Source organism: Rhizobacter sp. (assembly GCF_032229685.1).
Lineage (GTDB): Bacteria > Pseudomonadota > Gammaproteobacteria > Burkholderiales > Burkholderiaceae_C > LMDS01.
Genome location: NZ_JAVTWP010000040.1, coordinates 63,849 through 82,406 on the forward strand (window position 1 = coordinate 63,849; position 18,558 = coordinate 82,406).

19 protein-coding genes are annotated in these 18,558 nt (G+C 68.5%); 7 read left to right on the forward strand and 12 right to left on the reverse strand.

The window, feature by feature from the left end:
* The first annotated feature begins 128 nt into the window (after positions 1–128).
* Both AC30PD_RS18380 and AC30PD_RS18385 read left to right on the forward strand, forming a co-directional pair.
* On the forward strand, positions 129–980 hold the full coding sequence (locus AC30PD_RS18380; RefSeq protein WP_489537125.1) for a DUF6502 family protein: 852 nt from the start codon (positions 129–131) through the stop codon (positions 978–980).
* Between the two features lies 1 nt (position 981).
* Positions 982–2,184: a DUF5666 domain-containing protein gene (locus AC30PD_RS18385; RefSeq protein WP_489537126.1), complete on the forward strand. Its 1,203-nt coding sequence runs from the start codon at positions 982–984 to the stop codon at positions 2,182–2,184.
* A 38-nt stretch (positions 2,185–2,222) separates the two neighbouring features.
* On the opposite strand, the gene AC30PD_RS18390 is transcribed toward AC30PD_RS18385, so the two are convergent.
* The 10 genes from AC30PD_RS18390 to AC30PD_RS18435 form a co-directional block, all read right to left on the reverse strand.
* Positions 2,223–2,951, reverse strand: coding sequence for a hypothetical protein (locus AC30PD_RS18390; protein WP_489537127.1), 729 nt, complete (start codon positions 2,949–2,951; stop codon positions 2,223–2,225).
* A 52-nt stretch (positions 2,952–3,003) separates the two neighbouring features.
* A complete protein-coding gene (trxB, locus tag AC30PD_RS18395) occupies positions 3,004–3,948 on the reverse strand; it encodes a thioredoxin-disulfide reductase (protein ID WP_489537128.1) in 945 nt (314 codons plus the stop codon).
* Positions 3,945–5,828 carry a protein-disulfide reductase DsbD gene (gene dsbD, locus AC30PD_RS18400; protein ID WP_489537129.1) on the reverse strand — a complete coding sequence of 628 codons (1,884 nt, stop codon included), beginning with the start codon at positions 5,826–5,828 and terminating at the stop codon, positions 3,945–3,947. The genes trxB and dsbD overlap by 4 nt, the downstream gene beginning before the upstream one ends.
* A gap of 28 nt (positions 5,829–5,856) precedes the next feature.
* Positions 5,857–6,804 (reverse strand): FAD:protein FMN transferase, encoded by a 948-nt coding sequence (locus AC30PD_RS18405; protein WP_489537130.1) that lies wholly within the window; start codon positions 6,802–6,804, stop codon positions 5,857–5,859.
* A 3-nt stretch (positions 6,805–6,807) separates the two neighbouring features.
* The gene (locus AC30PD_RS18410; protein ID WP_489537131.1) at positions 6,808–8,007 is read right to left on the reverse strand and encodes a DUF3570 domain-containing protein; all 1,200 of its coding nucleotides are present in this window, start codon (positions 8,005–8,007) and stop codon (positions 6,808–6,810) included.
* Complete coding sequence (locus tag AC30PD_RS18415) at positions 7,994–8,227, reverse strand: DUF4266 domain-containing protein (protein WP_489537132.1); 234 nt, start codon at positions 8,225–8,227, stop codon at positions 7,994–7,996. Before AC30PD_RS18415 ends, AC30PD_RS18410 begins: the two co-directional genes overlap by 14 nt.
* A 37-nt stretch (positions 8,228–8,264) precedes the next feature.
* Positions 8,265–8,774, reverse strand: coding sequence for a TlpA family protein disulfide reductase (locus AC30PD_RS18420; RefSeq protein WP_489537133.1), 510 nt, complete (start codon positions 8,772–8,774; stop codon positions 8,265–8,267).
* Positions 8,775–8,808: 34 nt separating this feature from the next.
* Positions 8,809–11,889 carry a beta strand repeat-containing protein gene (locus AC30PD_RS18425; protein ID WP_489537134.1) on the reverse strand — a complete coding sequence of 1,027 codons (3,081 nt, stop codon included), beginning with the start codon at positions 11,887–11,889 and terminating at the stop codon, positions 8,809–8,811.
* Positions 11,890–11,915: 26 nt separating this feature from the next.
* Positions 11,916–12,344, reverse strand: coding sequence for a JDVT-CTERM system glutamic-type intramembrane protease MrtJ (mrtJ, locus tag AC30PD_RS18430; RefSeq protein WP_489537135.1), 429 nt, complete (start codon positions 12,342–12,344; stop codon positions 11,916–11,918).
* 105 nt (positions 12,345–12,449) lie between these two features.
* Complete coding sequence (locus AC30PD_RS18435) at positions 12,450–13,079, reverse strand: glycosyltransferase family protein (RefSeq protein WP_489537136.1); 630 nt, start codon at positions 13,077–13,079, stop codon at positions 12,450–12,452.
* A 160-nt stretch (positions 13,080–13,239) separates the two neighbouring features.
* On the opposite strand from AC30PD_RS18435, the gene AC30PD_RS18440 reads away from it, so the two are divergent.
* Together AC30PD_RS18440 and AC30PD_RS18445 are read left to right on the forward strand one after the other, a co-directional pair.
* Positions 13,240–13,956, forward strand: a complete 717-nt coding sequence (locus AC30PD_RS18440; protein WP_489537137.1) for a restriction endonuclease — start codon at positions 13,240–13,242, stop codon at positions 13,954–13,956.
* A gap of 97 nt (positions 13,957–14,053) precedes the next feature.
* Positions 14,054–14,788 carry a hypothetical protein gene (locus tag AC30PD_RS18445; RefSeq protein ID WP_489537138.1) on the forward strand — a complete coding sequence of 245 codons (735 nt, stop codon included), beginning with the start codon at positions 14,054–14,056 and terminating at the stop codon, positions 14,786–14,788.
* On the opposite strand, the gene AC30PD_RS18450 is transcribed toward AC30PD_RS18445, so the two are convergent.
* Together AC30PD_RS18450 and AC30PD_RS18455 are read right to left on the reverse strand one after the other, a co-directional pair.
* Entirely contained in the window at positions 14,721–15,155 is a 435-nt protein-coding gene (locus AC30PD_RS18450) for a hypothetical protein (RefSeq protein WP_489537139.1), read from the reverse strand. The genes AC30PD_RS18445 and AC30PD_RS18450 overlap by 68 nt on opposite strands.
* A 161-nt stretch (positions 15,156–15,316) precedes the next feature.
* Positions 15,317–15,985: a response regulator transcription factor gene (locus AC30PD_RS18455; RefSeq protein WP_489537140.1), complete on the reverse strand. Its 669-nt coding sequence runs from the start codon at positions 15,983–15,985 to the stop codon at positions 15,317–15,319.
* A gap of 251 nt (positions 15,986–16,236) precedes the next feature.
* Between AC30PD_RS18455 and AC30PD_RS18460 the strand changes: the two genes are divergently transcribed.
* From AC30PD_RS18460 to AC30PD_RS18470, 3 genes are all read left to right on the forward strand, one after another.
* Positions 16,237–16,797 carry a lytic transglycosylase domain-containing protein gene (locus AC30PD_RS18460; RefSeq protein ID WP_489537141.1) on the forward strand — a complete coding sequence of 187 codons (561 nt, stop codon included), beginning with the start codon at positions 16,237–16,239 and terminating at the stop codon, positions 16,795–16,797.
* Between the two features lie 162 nt (positions 16,798–16,959).
* Complete coding sequence (gene gspG / locus AC30PD_RS18465; protein ID WP_489537142.1) at positions 16,960–17,427, forward strand: type II secretion system major pseudopilin GspG; 468 nt, start codon at positions 16,960–16,962, stop codon at positions 17,425–17,427.
* Between the two features lie 6 nt (positions 17,428–17,433).
* Positions 17,434–18,543: a type II secretion system F family protein gene (locus tag AC30PD_RS18470; protein WP_489537143.1), complete on the forward strand. Its 1,110-nt coding sequence runs from the start codon at positions 17,434–17,436 to the stop codon at positions 18,541–18,543.
* Positions 18,544–18,558: the final 15 nt, after the last annotated feature.

Consider the following 18,558-nt stretch of genomic DNA (forward strand, 5'->3'; position numbering starts at 1 on the left):
GCCGGTTCACGCAGAATCGTGTCGAAGCCCCCCAATTTGCAGGGTTCAACCGCCCCACATGGGCGATTTGCACAGTTATTATCCAGGCCTGTCCTATGGCTCGAACCTTGTCCAACAACCCACCTCCAGTGAAGGCCCCGGCGAGCCTGCCGACGCCCGAGAGCGAAGCGCTGTTGAGCGGTGCGTTCGAGGCCCTGCTCGCGCCGCTGGCGCGGCTGGCCGTGGCGCGTGGCATGCGCTTCGCCGTGGCCGATGAACTCTTCAAGCGTGTCTTCGTGGAAGCGGCGCGTGCCGCCCACGCCGGCTCGGGCAGTTCACGCGACATCAGTCGCATCAGCACCACCACCGGGCTCACGCGGCGCGAAGTGACGCGCCTGTCGCAGCACGAGCCGGCCGCCGCCGCGACGCGCCGCTCACCCGCCACCACCATCTTCACCCGCTGGGTCGGCAGCCGGAAGTACCACGACAAGAGCGGCAAGCCGCGGCCGCTGCGGCGCCAGGGCCCAGCCCCCAGTTTCGAGGCGCTGGCCCAGTCGGTCACGCGCGACGTGCACCCGCGCAGCATGCTTGATGAACTGTGCCGCCTGCGCCTGGCGCGGGTCGACCCGGACACCGACATGGTGCATCTCGAGCAAGACACGTTCGTGCCGCGCGACGATGAGCGCAGGCTGTTCGGCTTTCTCGGCGAGAACGTGGGTGACCACCTCAGCGGCGCGGTGGCCAATGTGCTCGGCGACGAACGCCGCCACTTCGAGCAGGCGATCTTTGCCGATGAACTCTCCGACGAGTCGCTCGCGGCCGCGATTCGGCTGATCAACGGGCAATGGCGCGCCCTGATGGCGGCCGTGGTACCCGAGCTCGAGTCCTTGATCGAACGAGACCAGGCTGAGAAGCGCCGCGCCGACAAGCGTTTGCGCATCGGCCTCTATTCCTACAGCGAGGCGATGCCGGAAGCCCCGGCCGCGCCCGCGGAGCCCTGACATGCTTGTTGACCTTCTGCTCCAACTCGAAAAGCGATCCGCGGCATGGCTCTCCGCCGCCGTCGTGCTGCTGCTGGCCTCATGCGGGGGCGTCGACAGTGGAGGCACCGGCAACGGGTATTCGGCTCAGGCCACGTATTCCTCCGGCCCCATCACCGGCTTCGGCTCGATCGTGGTCAACGGCGTGCACTACGACGAAAGTGCGGCGACGATCGTCGACGATGAGGGCTTCACGCACAGCCGTGACGACCTGCGGCTGGGCATGCTGGCTGAAGTCGTGGCTTCCACCGTGGTCACCTCGGGTGCCGTGCCCACGGCCACCGCGCAGACGGTGCGCTACGGCAGCCAGATCATCGGGCTGGTCGACAGCACCGATGTTCAGAACTCTAGGCTGGTGGTGCTTGGGCAATCGGTTCGTGTGACCGCGACGACGGTGTTCGACCTGGGTTGGTCTGGCGGGCTCGCGACGCTTGCCGCCGGCACGCTGGTCGAGGTCTATGCGCAGTTCGACGCGAATGCACGGGCCTACGTGGCTACGCGCATCGAGCGCAAGGCGGTAGCGAGCAACTACAAGCTGCGGGGTGTGGTGGGCGCGCTGTCGGTGGCCGCGCGCACCATCACCATCGGCGGTGCAACGATCAGCTATGCCGGCGTGGCGCCCGCCAACCCCGAGACGGCGCTCGCCCCCGGCGCGCAGGTTCGCGTGGTGCTCAAACCGACCCGCACCGCCGACGTGTGGCAGGCCACATCGCTGACGACCGACATCGTGCGCCCCGCCGACCGCGAAGCCGCCGAAGTCGACGGCCGGATCACGGCCATCACCTCGAGCAGCGACTTCTCGCTGAACGGGCTGCCGGTCGACGCTGCCAACGCCAGCTTCCCGAACGGCAGGAGCGGCATCGTGCTCGGCGCGCGTGTCGAGGTCCATGGCAGCATCCGCAACGGCGTGCTCGTTGCCACCAAGGTGGAACTCGAAGGCGACGAAGAGCGCGGCGACTTCGAAGTTGAAGGGCTGATCAGCGCGCCCGACGCCGCCAACAAGACATTCGTGGTCCGCGGTGTCACCGTCGTCTACTCGGCTACCACCCGATTCGACAGCAGCACGGCCGCCGACATCGTGGCTGGGCGGAAGGTGTCGGTCAAAGGCACGACGTCGGCCGACGGCACGCAGCTCGCGGCCACATCGATCCACGTCGAGCGTTGAGCGGGCGCGCTCGTTCGCACCGCCAACGAGCGTGAGGCTCAGTGGCGTCCGAACCGGCGCGTCGGCAGTGAACGCGTGATCATCAGGCCCGACTGCAGGTAGAGCGCGTTCAGCAAACGGCGCGCGCCGTCGGGCCCGAGGGCCGTGGCATCCGCCAGTTCCTGCAGCGTCGCAGGCTGCTCGCGCAGACACCGGAGAATCGGCAGCGCCACCGGGTCGATGGGCAAGCCCCTGGGCGAGAAGCCGAGCGACAGGCGGTAGCGTGCCGGGCCCGCGATCTCGGGCAACAGCTCGGCCGTGGGCCCGCCCGTCGCCACACGCCACAGCAGCGGGCCGAGCGGTTCGAGCCGGCGCACGCGCAGCGAGCCCGAAGCAAGGGGGTCGAGTGGCGCGGCCGGATCGACATGCTGCAGACGCAAGCTGACGAACTCATGCAGCGGCATCGCACTCAGATCCATGAAGCTGCGAAACAGCTGCTCGCGCGGAAACACCGACAACAGGCCCTCGCCACCGCCGCTGCGGACATGCAATGACAGCGGTCGCGCATGCCGCACGCTGGCGGCCAGGGCTGCGAGCAGACCATTCTGTGCGGGGTCGTCGGCGAAGCGTTGAAGGTCGGACCGCAGGGAAGGGCTCAGCGTCGAGCTGTAGGTGCTGATCGGCACGTCGGCCGGCTGGCCGCTTGTGCCGGAAGCGAACGAAGCCGCGCTCGCGAGCGTCTTGGCGAAGACGCTCGTACGGTGGGAACGTGGAGTGAGTGCGCTCATCGCCGGGCTGCCGCGTCGACGCGGGTGAGGGAGCAGCGCGACGCTGCCCCGCCTACTGCTCCAGGAAGCGCTGCGCGTCGAGCGCCGCCATGCATCCGGTGCCGGCGCTCGTGATGGCCTGGCGATACACGTGGTCCTGCACGTCGCCGGCGGCGAAGACGCCCGGCACGCTGGTCATCGTGGCCATGCCGGCCAGGCCGCTCTTGGTGACGATGTAGCCGTCCTTCATCTCCAGCTGGCCCTTGAAGATGTCGGTGTTGGGCTTGTGGCCGATGGCGATGAAACAGCCCTTCAGCGCGAGCTCTTTCGCGCCGCCGCCCTGCGCGCTTTTGAGTCTCACCCCGGTCACACCGGAGGCGTCACCCAGGACCTCGTCGAGGGTGTGCCACAGGTGCAATTCCATCTTGCCGGCCGCCACGCGCTCGTGCAGCTTGTCGACCATGATCGGCTCGGCGCGGAACTTGTCGCGCCGGTGCACCAGGTGCACCTTGCTGGCGATGTTCGACAAGTACAGCGCCTCTTCGACCGCGGTGTTGCCCCCGCCGACGACGCAGACCACGGCGTCACGGTAGAAGAACCCGTCGCAGGTGGCGCAGCCGCTCACGCCTCGACCCATGAAGGCTTCTTCGGAGGGCAGGCCGAGGTACTGGGCGCTGGCGCCGGTGGCGAGGATCAGCGCGTCGCAGGTGTACTGGCCCGAGTCGCCTTTCAGCGTGAACGGGCGGCGGCTGAAGTCGACCGCGTTGATGTGGTCGAAGATGATTTCCGTGTTGAACCGTTCGGCGTGCTTCTGAAAGCGCTGCATCAGCTCGGGGCCTTGCACGCCGTCGACGTCGGCAGGCCAGTTGTCGACCTCGGTGGTCGTCATCAGTTGCCCGCCCTGCGCGATGCCGGTGATCAGCACCGGTTTGAGGTTGGCGCGGGCGGCATACACCGCAGCCGAGTAACCGGCTGGGCCAGAACCGAGGATGAGGACTTGCGCGTGGCGGGCCGTCACAGCCCGGCCACCGTCAGCGAAGCGGCAAATCGTTTGGGCGGCAGGAAGCCGATGACGCGCGCTTCGGCGAGTTCCTTGCTGCTGGCGTCGAAGAACAGGATCCCGGGTGGCCCGAACAGGCCGAAGCGCTTGAGCAGTGCCTTGTCGTCGGCCGTGTTGGCAGTCACGTCGGCCTGCAGCATCACGGCACCGGCCATGCGCTTGCGCACTTCGGGGTCGCTGAAGGTCATGTGCTCCATCTCCTTGCACGAAACACACCAGTCGGCGTAGAAGTCGAGCAGCACAGGGCGGCCCGCGGTCTTGAGGATCGAGTCGAGCTCTGCGACGCTGCGCACCCGGCGGAAGTCGCTGGTCTTGGCCGCAGCCACCGCGGTGGCTTCACCGCCGCGCGCAAAGTGACGCAGCGGCTGCAGCGGGTTGTCGCCGCCAGAGAGCGCGCCCACCACCTGCGTCGTGCCCAGCACGGCCAGCACCAGCGCCAGGCCTTGGGAGAGCCGTTGTCGACCCGGGGCGCTCTCGCCCACCCGGTCGAACAACTTCAGGTATACCGCGCCGACCAGCAGGCCGGCGCCGATGATGATCATCAGCGCCCAGCCGGGCAGCACCGGAGAGACGATCCACAGCGCCACGCCTAGCAGCATCACGCCGAAGAAGGTCTTCACGCCTTCCATCCAGCCGCCGGCCTTGGGCAGCAGCGAACCGGCCGACAGCCCGACCAGCAACAGCGGCACGCTCATGCCCATGGCCAGGCTGAAGAGCGCGAGGCCGCCGATCACCACGTCCTTGGTCTGGCTGATGAACACCAGCGCACCCGCCAGCGGCGCCGCCACGCAGGGGCCGACGATGAGTGCCGACAGGCCGCCCATCACGAACACGCCAGCGAACTTGCCGCCCGGCAGCCGCCCCGAGGTTTCGGTGACCCGGCTCTGGATGAAGCTCGGCATCTGCAACTCGAACACGCCGAACATCGACAGCGACAGCGTGGCGAGCATCAGCGCAAAGGCGCCTAGCACCCAGGGGTTCTGCAGCGCGGCAGCCAGGCCTTCGCCGAGCAGGCCCGCGACCACGCCGAAGGCGGTGTAGACCAGCGCCATCCCCAGCGAATAGGCCAGCGCCATTGTGAAGCCCCGCATGCGCGACACGGGCGCGCCCTGGCCGACGATGATCGACGACAGGATCGGCACCATCGGCAGCACACAGGGGGTGAACGCCAGCAGCAGGCCAGCCAGCAGGAACACGCCGCCGATGGTGAGCAGGCTGCCCGACTTCAGCGCCGACTCGACACGCGCGCTCTCGGAGACCGGTGCCGCCACGGCGGGGGCAGCGACCGCGACGGTCGCGATAGCCGGCGTCGTGGTGACGGCGGGGTTGGCCGTGGCCAGCACGCTTTCGTCGACGCGCCACACGGTGCGTTCGATCTTGCCGTTGGCCACGTTGGCGTCGATGTACGAGGTCTGGGGCGAGTAGCACAGGCCCTTGTCGGCGCAGCCCTGGTAGTCGACGCGCACGCGGAAGTCACCGCTCACCGACGCCATGGGCAGCGTAACGACGACGGCGTCGCGCAGGGTCTCGACGTTCTTCTGGAAGGTTTCATCGAACTCGACCTTGCCGGCCGGCAACACCACCGGCGCGAGCTTGGCCGATCCCGACTCCAACTCGATCGTGATGCGTTCGCGGTAGAGGTGGTAGCCGGGTGCGACTTCGAAGCGAAGCTCGAGCGCTTTGTCGTCGACCGTTCGCGTGCTGCCCCTGAAGGCTTGCTCGGGTTCGAGATAGTCCTTGTCGCCGGCGTGCGCAAACGCGCCGAGGGCGGCCAGCGCGGCGCCTGCGAAGGCGCGCCGCCAGAAGGACGAGCCGTGTTTGAAAGAGAAGAGGTTCACCGGAAAGGCTCCTGAAAACGGAAAAAGGTCATGCGACTTCCTGGAACCGCTGCCCTTGGGCATCGATCGCCAGAAAGGCGGCACCCTGCTCGCGCAGGAATTCGAGGGCAGCTTCACGCTTGAGCATCGCGATCGTGCTCATCGCGCCGGCGGCCAGGCACACCGGCGCGAACACACTGATCGACTGCCAGGTGTCGACCGGCCAGCCGCTGCGGGGGTCGAGGATGTGGCAGTAGCGGCGGCCGCCCTGCTCGAAGAAGCGTTCGTAGTCACCGCTGGTGGCCAGCGCGCCTTCGCTCACTTCGAGGCTGGCGATCAGGCGGTCGGCGGCGCGCGGGTGCTGGATGCCGATGCGCCATGGCGAGCCGTCGGGCTGCGCACCGAGCACGCGAATGTCGCCACCGAGGTTCACGTAGCCATGGCGCGCGCCGTGCTCGGCCAGCACGGCGTGGGCGCGATCGGCCGCATATTCCTTGCCAAAGCCGCCGAAGTCGATCTCCATGCCGGGGTTCGGCAATGTCAGCGTGTGGCCTGTCCAGACGACCCGCTGCCAGCCGACCAGGCCCAGCACGGCACTCACCGCCTCGGGCGAGGGCACACCGCCGCTGCGAAAGTTCCAGGCCCGGCGCAACACACCCGAGGTGATGTCGAACAAGCCACCGCTCGCTTCGAACAACTGCGCCGCAAAGCCCAGCAGATGCGCCGTCTCGTCGTCGACCTCGAGCAAGGCGTCGCTGCCCGCGGACGCATTGATTTGCGAGACGACACTGTCGGCGCGGTAGCGCGAGTACTTGTGTTCGATGCGGCGCACTTCGTCGATGGCTGCCTGCGCAGCCTCACGCATCTGCCGCGGCGCCGCGCCGGCCAGGTGCACCTCGCAAGCGCTCGCCATCGCTTCGAAGCGAAAGCTGTCCGAGGGTGGCGACGGGGCTTTCGGCACGGCGAGCTTCGGGCGGAGTGCGGGCGACAGGAACATCGGTCAGAAACGCTTGTTGATGCCGACCTGGAAGAAGCTCGCGCTGAACGGGTCGAGCCCCGGCGAGCCGGCGCCGCCGACGCGCCATTTCGAGCGCTGCTCGTAGCGCTCGGCCTTCAGGTCGGCCGACCAGTCGGGGGTGAACTGCACGCCCAGCTTCAGGCCCACCGTCACGCCACCGAATGCGGAGAGCCGCTGGTCGGCAGAAGCGAACTCCGGCGGGTTGGTGAAGAAGCCCGGCGGGTAGGGCGCCCCGACGTCAGGGTCGTAGACCGGGTCGAAGTAGAACTTGGCGGAGCTCTGGCTGTACAAGCGCACCGACGGTGTCACGGTCAGCATCGAGCCGACCGGCTGCACCCACTCGGCGCCCAGCGTGTGCGCCTTGATGCCGTAGGTGTCGCTGTAGTAGCGGTAGCTCGATCGCAGCGTTGCGCCGAGGTCTTCGAAGTGGTGGTTCCAGCGCGCCAGCAGGATCGACTGGTCGCGCTTGTGGGGCCGCAGATCGGGTTCCTTGTACGGGTCGGAATAGCAGCTCGACACGCCCACCGGGTCGTCGACGCAGCGGCCGCTCGAGAACGTGAGGTTGAACTGGACGATGTCGGTCGAGCTCAGGGCCTGCGTCACGCCGACCATCAATTCCGCGGTCCGCTTGCGCTGGTTGCGGGTCGCGTCATTGCTGGAACCGACTCGGTCGCTGGCATAGCCCAGGCCGATGTTCCAGGTGCGGTTGTTGTCGTCGCTCGCGAAGCTCGCGTCGAACGACAGCGCGTTGGAGCGGTAGTCGTGTTCCTTCGAACCGCTTAGGCCGACCGAGTAGGCACTGCGCTCGGCGTAGTGCGTGATCTTCACATCGGCAGCCGTGCGTTCGTCGCTCATCTTCGAGGCCCCCGACACGGCCGTGTGATAGCGCGGCGAGGCGCCCGAAACCGCATCGGCCACGGCCGAACCTTCGATCGACCACTGCGAGTTGACGGGGGCGAGGATGTAGATCGACGGCGCCTTGACCTTGATGCGATCGAGACCGGGTTGCGAATCCTTGTATTCCAGGTACTTGACGCTGACCTGGCCGTGCTCGGGCGCGTTCTCGGCGTGCGCGGTTCCGACCACGCCCGGCAGCGCCAGCGCCGCAGCCACGATCGCGCCGATGCGCTTCGGGCTAGCGCCCGCCTGCTGTGCAGCGGGTTGGATGTCAGTTGCAGCCACAGCCACCTCCGCCCACGCCGTAGCCGCCCGAGGCGTTTTCCTTGCTGCCGTAGATGTGCTGCACGAAGCGCTGGTCGAGCGGGTCGGCCGACATCGTCATTTCGGGCTTGGCGAGCAGGCCCTTTTCCCAGGGCTGCGGCGGAGCGAAAGCGCAACCCGTGACGCTGGCGATCACGAGCAGGGCCGCGCCGGTACGCAGCGCAGAGCGGAGTGGTTTCATCGGTGTGTCCTTGGAGTCGAGTGGGACGGGGCGCGCTTCACTTCGCGGCCAGCGCGGCGCTGAAGCGGCCTTCGAGCTCTTTGCGCTCTTCTTCCTTGAAGCCGTTGTGCACGGCCAGCACCTTGCCGTCGCGGCCGATCAGCACCGAAGTCGGCATGCTTTTCACGCCGTAGCGTTTGGCGCTCTCGGCCTTGGCGTCGAACGCCAGGGTGAACTTGGCGGGGGTGAGGGCCAGGAACTTGTCGGCGTCGTCACGCTTGGCGTCGAGGTTCACACCGACGATCTGCAGGCCCTGGCTCTCGTACTTGGCCTGCATGTCGTTCATCCACGGGAACGACTGTTTGCAAGGCCCGCACCACGAAGCCCAGAAGTCGACGTAGACGACCTTGCCCTTGAGCTTGGCCAGGTCGACGGCCTCTTTGAGGCCCGGCAGGTTCAGGTCGGGAGCGGGTGCGCCGGTCTCGACCGACCACGCGGCGGGTGCGGCGAGCGTGGCGACGCACAAAGCGGTCACGCGCAGGGAAGTGAGCAAACGGGAGGTGTTCATCGTGTCCTTCATGAAAGTCGAGCGAGGTGATGGTTCAGTTGTTCGATGCGACGACCACGGCGGCGCGCGCGCGGCGCCGCCACAGAACGCCGGCGGCGGTGAGTGCCAGAAACCAGAGGGTGGGGTCGGTGAGCGTGTGGCCGCGCGAGATCGAGCAGCCGCCTTCGCCGGCATTGCTCACCGTCAAGCTGGCTGCGGGCGCTTCGCGCACCGCTTGCAGGGCGACCTGCATGGGCGCGGTGGCGGCCGTGGTGGTGATCTCGACCGTGCCGGTTTCCGTTCCGGCCGCCGAACTCGACCAGCCGACGGCCAGCATGCAGCTCTGCCCGGGCATCAGGTCGAACGGTGCAGTGGCGCAGCCGTTGGTTGCGGCCGGGCTCAACGTGAACGAGCCCGAGGCCACGGCCACGCTGGTCACCTGCAGCACGGCGCTGCCGGTGTTCTGCAGCGTCAGGGTTTGCGAAGAAACGGCCGTGCCGGTGGCCGAGACCACGAAGTTCAAGGTGCCCGGCACGACGCCGATCGCCGGTTGTGCCATGGCGGTGCCGTTGCCCGACAAGGACACGTCGGGCGGGTTGGTGCCCGAAGACGCCACCTGCAGGGTCGCGCCACGGGCACCGACGGCGCCCGGCTGGAAGGCGATGCCAATGCTGCAGCTGGCACCTTGAGCGATCGTGGTGTTGATCGCGCAGGTGCCGGTGCCCAGCGAGAAGTCGGCCGCCTGTGCGCCGGCCAGTGTGAGTTGCTGCAGGGTGACCGAACCCGGGCCCTGGTTGGTCAACGTCAGCGATTGCGTGGCCGGGCTGCCGCCCACGCTGGTATCGGCGAACGAGAGGGCCGTGGACACGGGCGACCACGCGAGCACCGGCGATGCCGCGACGCCGGTTCCGCTCAGGCTCACGACGTTCGGCGACCCGGTGGCGTTCGACGCCACGCTGACGGTACCGGTCGCGGCGCCTGTGGCCGACGGCGTGAACGTGACCGACAGCGTGCAGCTTGCGCCCGCCGCCACGCTGCTGCCGCAGTTGTGCGTCACCCCGAAGCCGCTGCTGGCCGTGATGGACGTGAGCGAGAGCGACCCCGAGCCACTGTTGCTCAGCGTCACGGTGCGTGCGGTCGAGGCGGCCGAGACCGTCTGATTGCCGAAGGCGAGTGAACCGGGTGCCAGGCCGATGCTCGGGGTCGCCACGGCGGCGCCGGTGCCACTCAGACTCAGCACGGCGCTGCCGTTGCTGGCGTTCGAGGCCAGCGTCAGGGTGGCGCTGCGCGCGCCAACGGCACCCGGCGTGAAGACGAAGCTGACCGTGCAGGTGGCACCGGCCGCGAGCGTGCCGGTGGGCGTGCAGGTGCCGGCGCGGGTGAAGTCGGCCGCGGCCGTGCCGGTCAGCGTGAGGCTGCTGAAGGTCAGGGCTGCAGCGCCGCTGTTGCTCACGACGACGCTTTGCGCTGCACTGCTGCTGCCGAGCGTCTGCGACGCGAAGGCCAGCGTTGCGGCGTTGAGCGATATCGCCGGCTGCGCGGTGGCGGTGCCAGTGCCGTTGAGCGTGACGGTGCTCGGCGAGCCCGAAGCGTTGTGGGCGATCGACAGGCTGGCGCTTCGCGCACCGGCCACCGTGGGTGTGAAGGTGAGTTTCACCACGCACGACGCGTTGGCTGCCACGCTGCCACCGGCGGTGCAGGTGGTGCCGGTGGCGATCTGGAACTCGGCCGCCTGAGCCCCCGCGAGCGTCAGGGCGCTGATTGCCAGCGGTGCGTTGCCGCTGTTGCTGACCGTGATGGTCTGCGCCGTCGAGGTGGTCGCGATGGTCTGGCTGAAGCTCAGCGTGGTGGGCGACACGCCGATCACCGGGCTCAGCGCGACGCCGGTGCCCGAGAGCGCCGTGCTGCTCTGTGCGCCGTTGGCGTTGTGCGTCACGACCAGTGTGGCGCTGCGCGCACCGGCAGCGGACGGGGTGAAGCCGATGATCACTGTGCAGCTGCCCGCCGCCGCGACGGTGCCGCCGGCAGCGCAGGTGCCGCCGGTGACGGTGAATTCGGTGCTCCCGGTGCTCAGCGTGCCCAGGGTCAAGGCGGCGGTGCCGGTGTTCGACAGGGTCGCCGTCTGCGCGGTGCTCGCCGTGCCCACGTTGACACTGCCGAAGGCGAGCGAGCCGGTCAGCGAGGCGACGGGTGCTGCGGCGGCCGTGGCCGTGCCGCTCAGGCTCACGCTGCCGGGGCTGCCGGCGGCGTCGTGCGTGATCGACAGCGTGCCGCTGCGCGCACCGGCTGTGCCGGCTGCGGGTTTGAAGGCGACCGAGACGGTGCAACTGGCACCAGCCGCCACGCTGCCGCCGGCCGCGCAGGTGCCGCCGGCGATGATGAAGTCGGCGGTGTTGCTCGAAGTGATGGCCGACAACGCCAGCGCGGCCGTGCCCGTGTTGCTCACGGTCACGTTCTGCGCTGCGCTGGTGGCACCGATGGCGGTCGACGCCAAGGTCAAGGAGGCCGGCGTGATGCTGGCCACCGGGGCGGGCGTGGCCGTGCCGGAGCCGGTGCCGCTCAACGCGATGGTGATCGGCGTGAGCGTGGTGGCGTGGGTGAGGCTCAGGGTACCGGAGCGTGCGCCCGCCGCTGTGGGCGTGAACGACACGATCACGGTGCAGGTGGTGCCGACCGTGACCGCCGTGCCGCAAGTGCCGCCCGCGCGAGCGAAGTCACCCGAGGTGGCCACGCTCAGGGCGCTGATGGCATAGCCGCTCTTCAGGCTCGCGGCAATGGTGACGGTCTGGGTGGCGGCGGTGCTGCCCACCGCGGTCGACGGGAAGGTCAGTGTCGAAGGCCAGTTGCCGAGGTAGGCGGCGATGTCTGCCACCTGCTGGGCCGTCAGCGTGTTCAACCGGCCCATGCCGCTGTTGTTGCTGTTGATGTTGCTCTGGATCCAGTTGCGGGCGTTTCTGGCGTTGTAGATCTTGGAGGCGTTGCTGGTCAGCGGCGTCGAGGTGTTGTGGCAACCCGATCCGGTGCAGTTGCTGAACAGGGTGGCCCCCGTCACGGGGTTGTCGGCGTGCGCGCCGAACGACGCCAGAAACCCCAGCAGGGCCGCGCCGATCAGTCGTTTGAGTGCAATGAGTTTCATGGCGGTGTGGGTCGTCGGAAGTGGGGTCAGTGCGCCAGGCCGGCCCACAGGAGCCAGAGCGCGTTGAAGAGGGCGTGCATCGCGATGCACGGCACGAGTCGGCGCTGGCGCTGGTAGACCGCGCCGATGAACAAGGCCGGCAGCACGGTCAGCGCAGCCAGAAGGCCCGGCTGCAGCGCCAGATGAACTGATGCGAACGCGAACGCCGTGAACACGTTGGCCGAGACCGCACCCGCAGCGGCACGCAGGCGTGCGCTGCGCAACAGCTCTTCCTGCAGGCCGGCGCGAAAGACGGTCTCTTCGAGCACCGGCGCGACCACCAACAACCACACCGCGTCGGTCGGGGCCATGGCCCAGGCGCCGGCGAGCGTGATCGCCACCAGGCCTGCCGTCGCGCGGCGGGCACTGGTCGAGCGGGGCGCGGCGAGCGCGGCAGTGAAGGATGGAGGGAGCATTCCAGAAATGTGCAAGTTGCACAGAACTTTAACCGCAAGCATCCTTAGAAGTGCTTCATATTTGTTTCGATGCGTTTGCCTTGCGCGCCGGCCGGCGCGCGCTTTTCAGGGGCGCGCTGGCGTTGACGCCGCGCTGCCGAGCAGGCTGTCGACCAAGCGCCGGTCGAGCAGCAGCGCTTCTTCGCCGAGCACCTGCTCGGCGGAACTTGCCTGCGAAAGCACGGTGCTTTCCCTGCGCCGGCTGCGCAGGTGGTCGATGCCGGTCCATCGGGAGCGAACCACCTCCAGGCCGTCGGACCAGCGCGAGACCATCTCGGGGATGGGCACCGACAGCTCACCGCCCAGTGCTTCCATCAGCAACACCGCGTCGCCGCGCGCCCACGTGAGGGCTTGCGTCAGGGCGCTGGCGGGCGTCGTCGCCGCCGGTAGGGCGACTCTGTGGAAGCCCGGCCTCCTGCTCCAATCCACCAGCAGGCCCGAGAGGCGCAGGCTGGTCATCGGATCCATCATCAGCACTTCCCACGGGTAGCCGGCCTCGGTGAGCGCGTCGCTCAACGAGTTGAAGGTCTCGGCCAATCCCGTGGCCTGCTCCAGCCCCAGCACGACGCACGACACGGTGCGCCGCTGACCGTACAACTGCGCCCAGCCCGAAGCGTGGCCCCAGGGAGCGTCGTCGGCCGGCGCCACTGCACGCACCTGCGTCGTGCCACTGTCACTGTCGAAGCCTTGCCACATGACAGGCATCGTAGGCAGCGTCGCCTTTTGCCAACCTTAAGCCGCACGCCGAATTTGTTTCAGACGCGTTGCGTATGGCGCGCTTTGCGCAGCAGGCCGGGCTGAGTGCGTAGAGGCGCCGCCTAAGCGTGACTTAAGACCGCGGCAGCAACATGTTGCAATGACTATTCGATCGGGTGCCGCGCGGCGAATGATTCGCAGCGGGCAATGGTCGCTGCTGTGGCTTGTCCTGATGCTGCCAGGCTACTGGGCCGGCCGTTGGCTCGCAGCCGAGTCGCCTGTCAGCGACCTGGTTCGGCAGACGCGCGCGGCGCCGCTTGTGCAGGAGTTGTTGCCGTGGGCCTTGTCGGCCGCCTGCGCCGTGCTCTCGGTGTGGTTCGCGATCCGGGCACTCGCTGTTCTCGCCACGGGCAGCGTCGATCGGAACAGCGACGAAGAGGCGTGGATTCGTCGCCTGGGCTGGCTGCAGTTCGAACAGCTGGTCGAGGGCCACTACACACACCGTGGATTGCGAACCGTGCTCCTGAGGGGCCAGCCTGGCTTGCCGCCGCGCCTGGCGGTGGTCGACTCGAAGGATGCCACCACGCTGGTTCACTACACGGAATGGAAAACGGTCGAGGTCGGCTACGAGATCGTGCAGGCTTTCGTCGACGAGATCGCCGAGCGCTCCGCGCACTCCGGGCAACTGCTGACCTTCGGTCGCCTGACGCGCGGCGCGGCGTCTCTCGCAGCCACACACGGCCTCGATGTCGTCAGTGGCGAAAAGCTCATTCGCATGCTGCGCGCCAGCGGCTGGGACTCGAGCCGGTTTCGCGAGAGCGGCACCAGCACCGGCTTTGGAAACAGCCGTTCGACCGATTCGGGCAGCCGCCATTGACGCCGGGTTTGTACATTCAAATGTGCACTTGTTACATGTGCTGAGCCCTGCTGCAAGGCTGCGGCGGCTCAGAAGCTGAAGAAAAAGGACGACCGACATGGACGCTTCCAGACTGTTGCCCCTCGACGACTACCGCCGCATGCGCGAACAGATGGCCTTGGCCGAAGGCGGCGTGCTCGGGCGGCAGACGGTGCTCTCGCCGACGCTGCTCGCGGAACTCCGCGATTCGCGACGGCAGAGCGACAGCACCCAATTGATCGACGTGCTGGCCGCGTGCCGGCGCCACGCCGAACCTGCGCTGGTCTGCCTGGGCCACCAGGGTCTGGTGTGGCCGCTGACGGTGTTTCCGGCGGACATGCTGTACCACTCACCCGCCGACCTGCTCGGCTGCACAGAGGCCCAGTTTCAGCAGCTGCGCGTGCTCGCGGTCGAGCCTGCGGCGATTCGGCCGCCGGGGCACACCATGCATGAGCGCGTCGGCGACGCCAGCCTGTTCCGGCCATTGGCCCCGATGTTGTGGGCCGTCGCGCTGAACGGGCCCTCGCGCCACGCCCTGTTGCCAGCCATCGCCGGCACGGCGGCCTACCGGGTTGCCCGCAGCTTGCGCACCGAGAACCTCGTGGCGCCCGGTGCGCTCGGCGCCGCCAGCGAACGCCTGCGCCGGGAACCGAGTTCATTGCGGGCCCTCGCCACCTGGCCCGGCATGGACATCGAGCGCGGCATCCGGCTGCTGAACGCGCTCTACCTCGTGTCGAACCTGATCGTCACACGCGCTCATCCGGCCGCGCGAGCGGAGCCACGCAGCCCGCTGGCGCCGGGCGGGCCGCCCTGAGCGGCTGGGCGAGCCCGCGTCCGCGGTTCAGGATTGCCCGCGGGGTCGTGTGCTGCGAGTGGAACCGCTCCAGACACAACAGTTCGGTCTTCACTCGCGTCGACAAGCCCTTGCGGCCACCCCGCCGGTCTGTCAGCAGGTCGTCCATGAATTGGCCGACCCGGCCGCGGTCGCCCCAGCACTCGGCCAGGCGGTTCGCAAGACGCGGGTGGTAGCGGCACAGGTGCTTGGGGTGGATGCGGGGCGGCACACGACGCAGCCAGAGATGGGTGGCACTGAGCATCACCCGGTCGCTGTCGGTGAGCGGTGCGCGCATCGGCTTGCCCGCGTTGGCGGGCCGGAGCAGGCGCATGACGGCGTCGATCATCGGAACACCTGCGGAGGCCAGGGCCATGTTTTTTCACAAGGCTCCACTTTGGCCCGGGCAGCTTGCGCAAGGCTTAATGCGGCGTGCCGGCCACGCTGCGGGGTGTGAACTTGTGCGCCGGAAGGGTCGGCAAGCGGGCCCGCAAGCGTGGGGTGGCGCGCTCAGACCGAATTGATCTGGTAGCCGACCCCGCGCACCGTCGTGATCAGTTCGGCCGAGAGCTTGCGTCGCAGGTGATGAATGTGCACTTCGACCGAGTTGCTGCCCACGCTCTCGTTCCAGCCGTAGACCTCGGCTTCGAGCTGCTGACGCGTCACCACCCGGCCGTGCCGCCGCAACAGCGCTTCGAGAACGCGGAATTCCTTGGCCATCAAGACCACCGGTGCGCCGTGCCAGAGCACCGAGTTGCTGGCCGGCATCAGCGTGAGCGGGCCGAAGGTGCGGCTGGCTTCACCGATGGCTTCGATGGGTCGGCTGCGCCGCACGATCGCCTTGATGCGCGCCGAGAGTTCGGCCAGGTCGTAGGGTTTCACGAGGTAGTCGTCGGCGCCGATGTCGAGCAGCTTGACGCGGTGATCGCGCGCGCCCTGCGCGGTGGTCACGATCACCGGTGTGGCGTTGTTGTGGGCGCGCATGTTGGCCAGGCAATCGTTGCCGCTCAACTCGGGCAGGCCGAGGTCGAGGATCACGCAGTCGTACTCGAACTTGCCGCTCAGTTCCAGCAGCTGGTTGCCGGTCGTGACCCAGTCGACCGGGTGACCGTCGCGCATCATGTACAGGCACGTGGCGCGACCGAGCGCAGCATCGTCCTCGGCGAGCAGCAAACGCATCCGTTCTCCCTTGTTCAAACCCGTGTGCGGCGGATCGAGCGCGCAGCGCGGGCGATGGCTTCACCCGCCGCCACACCGCCACGTATCGGAAGCACCCTACCTTTGCAGCGGGGATCGTTCCCCGTTGGGCTTCAGCGCCGCTTGCTTTCAAATTGACGCGCATCATGAAGCATCTTCGAGTTTCGCCGCTTCCCGGGGTCTCGCCGCGCCGCGCCGCCGCCTGCGCGGCGATCGCCGCGATGGCGACGTGCTTGGCGGCGCACGCCCAGATCTATGCCGGCACCGACGCCTCAGGCACCACGGTGCTCACCAACTTTTCGTCCGACAGCAGCCCGGTGCTGCTGATCGCCGGCGACCCGCCCGACGCACCGGCGCGCCCGGCCATCGCCGGCGCATCCACGCAGCGGCCGTTGCCCACACCCAAGGCGCTCGAAGCTGCCATTCTCGAAGCGGCGCGCCGGCATTCGGTGTCGCCAGCGCTGCTGACGGCAGTGGTGGCGGTCGAGTCCGGCTTCGACCCGCGCGCGGTGTCGCCGAAAGGCGCTAAGGGGCTCATGCAACTCATGCCCGACACCGCCAGACGCTTCGGTGTGGGCGATGTCTTCGCGGTGCAAGACAACCTGCACGGTGGCGCCGCGTACCTGAGCCAGCTGATGGCCCTGTTCGAGAACGACCGCTCGCTCGCACTGGCGGCTTACAACGCAGGCGAAGGTGCAGTGCTTCGCGCGGGGCGCCGCATACCGGCCTATCCCGAGACGCAACAGTACGTGGCGAAGGTGCTCGCCTACGCCGGCCGCGCGGCCGAGCGCTGAGCAGCCCGCGTCGCGGCGCGTCACTCACCCCGGTTCGGGGGGGCCCTATCGCCGGAAGGGTGCACCAACCTTAAGCGACGGTTAAGCCCTACCCCAAGAATCGATTGCAGCCGACAAAGCGTGCTGCGAGCGCGTGATGTCGGCGCTCACAAGGGGTAATCCATGGGCGGGTCGTCGGGAAGGGCAGGCGCTGTCGCGCGTCTGGCCAGGTCACGAAACACAGGCGTCGGGTCGCGCGGTTTCACGCTGCTCGAACTGCTGGTGGTGCTGGTGATCATCGGCTTGCTCGCGGGCATCGTCGCGCCGCAGTACTTCGCGCAGATCGGCAAGTCGAACGCCAAGGTCGCGCGGGCCCAGATCGAATCGTTCGGGCAAGCGCTCGACCAGTACCGGCTCGATAACGGCCACTACCCGAGCACCGAACAGGGCTTGGCCGCGCTGCGCAAGCTGCCGCAGCAAGAGGCGCGCTGGCAGGGGCCGTACCTGAAGCGGGACATCCCGCCCGACCCCTGGGGCCACCCCTACGTCTACCTGCGCCCTGGCGCCCACGGTGACTATGACCTCGTGAGCCTGGGTGCCGATGGGCAGCCCGGCGGCGAAGGCGAGTCCGCCGACGTGACTTCCTGGTAAGCCGGCATGAGCACCCAGACCTCCGCAGCGCGGGCCGCGCCGACTGCTGCGACTTCATCGTCGACGGCGGGCGTGCCGGCCGTGCGCCGCATCGACGAAGAGCAGTTCGCGCACGACCTGAGCCTGATGCTGCGCTCGGGCCTCAGCCTGCTCGAGTCGCTGCGCACGCTCTCGGAAACCGGCGCAGGTGCTTCTGCCGAGCCGGTGCGCGCGATGCTGAAGTCGCTCGAGCAGGGCGAGACCCTGTCGCGTTCGATGCAGGCCACCGGCGCTTTCGGCGTGCCGCTGCTGGCCTGTGCGCGCGCCAGCGAGCTCACCGGCGATCTGGGCGACAGCCTGCAGCGTTATGCCGCCAACGCCGCGCGCTTGCGCACGCTGCGCGGCCGGCTCGTCTCGGCCTGCGTGTACCCGACACTGCTGGTGGGCGTGACGGCCGTGGTCGTGCTGTTCCTGCTGGTCTACGTGGTGCCGCGTTTCGCGATCGTCCTCGAGAATTCGACCCAGGACATCGCTCCGATGTCGCGCCTGCTGATCACGCTGGGCCTGGCGCTCAACGGTGTGCAGTTGCCGCTGTGGCTCGGCGTGGCTGCGGCGCTCGCAGCACTTGCTTTCGTGGTCTGGCGCCACGCGCGCCTCGGCCAGCTCGGCCCCTGGGCGCTGCAGCAGGCCGTGCGCCTGCCCTGGATGCGGCCGTACGTGCGCAGCTTCGGGCTGTCGCAGCTGGCCCGCAGCGCGGCGATGCTGGTGCGCTCCGGCGTGCCGGCACTGAAGGCGCTCGGCATGTGCCGCGAGCTCGTGATCCCCGTCGACCGCGCGCGCCTCGATCGCGCACTCGCGTCGGCCACGGCCGGTGCGGCGCTGGCGCAGTCGCTGCACGATTCCGGCCTGATCGACACGCTCGGCTGGCGCGTGCTGCGCGTGGCCGAAGAGACCGGCCAGCTGCACGCCGCGCTCGACCGCATCGGCGACGTGCACGACGCGTTGCTCGAACGCGGGCTGGAGCGGCTGGGTCGTTTGATCGAACCGGTGCTGATGCTGGCGATCGGTGGCGTCGTCGGCGGCATCGTCGTGCTGATGTACGTGCCGATCTTCCAGATGGCCAGCAGCATTCACTGAAGGGCAGTCACCGGC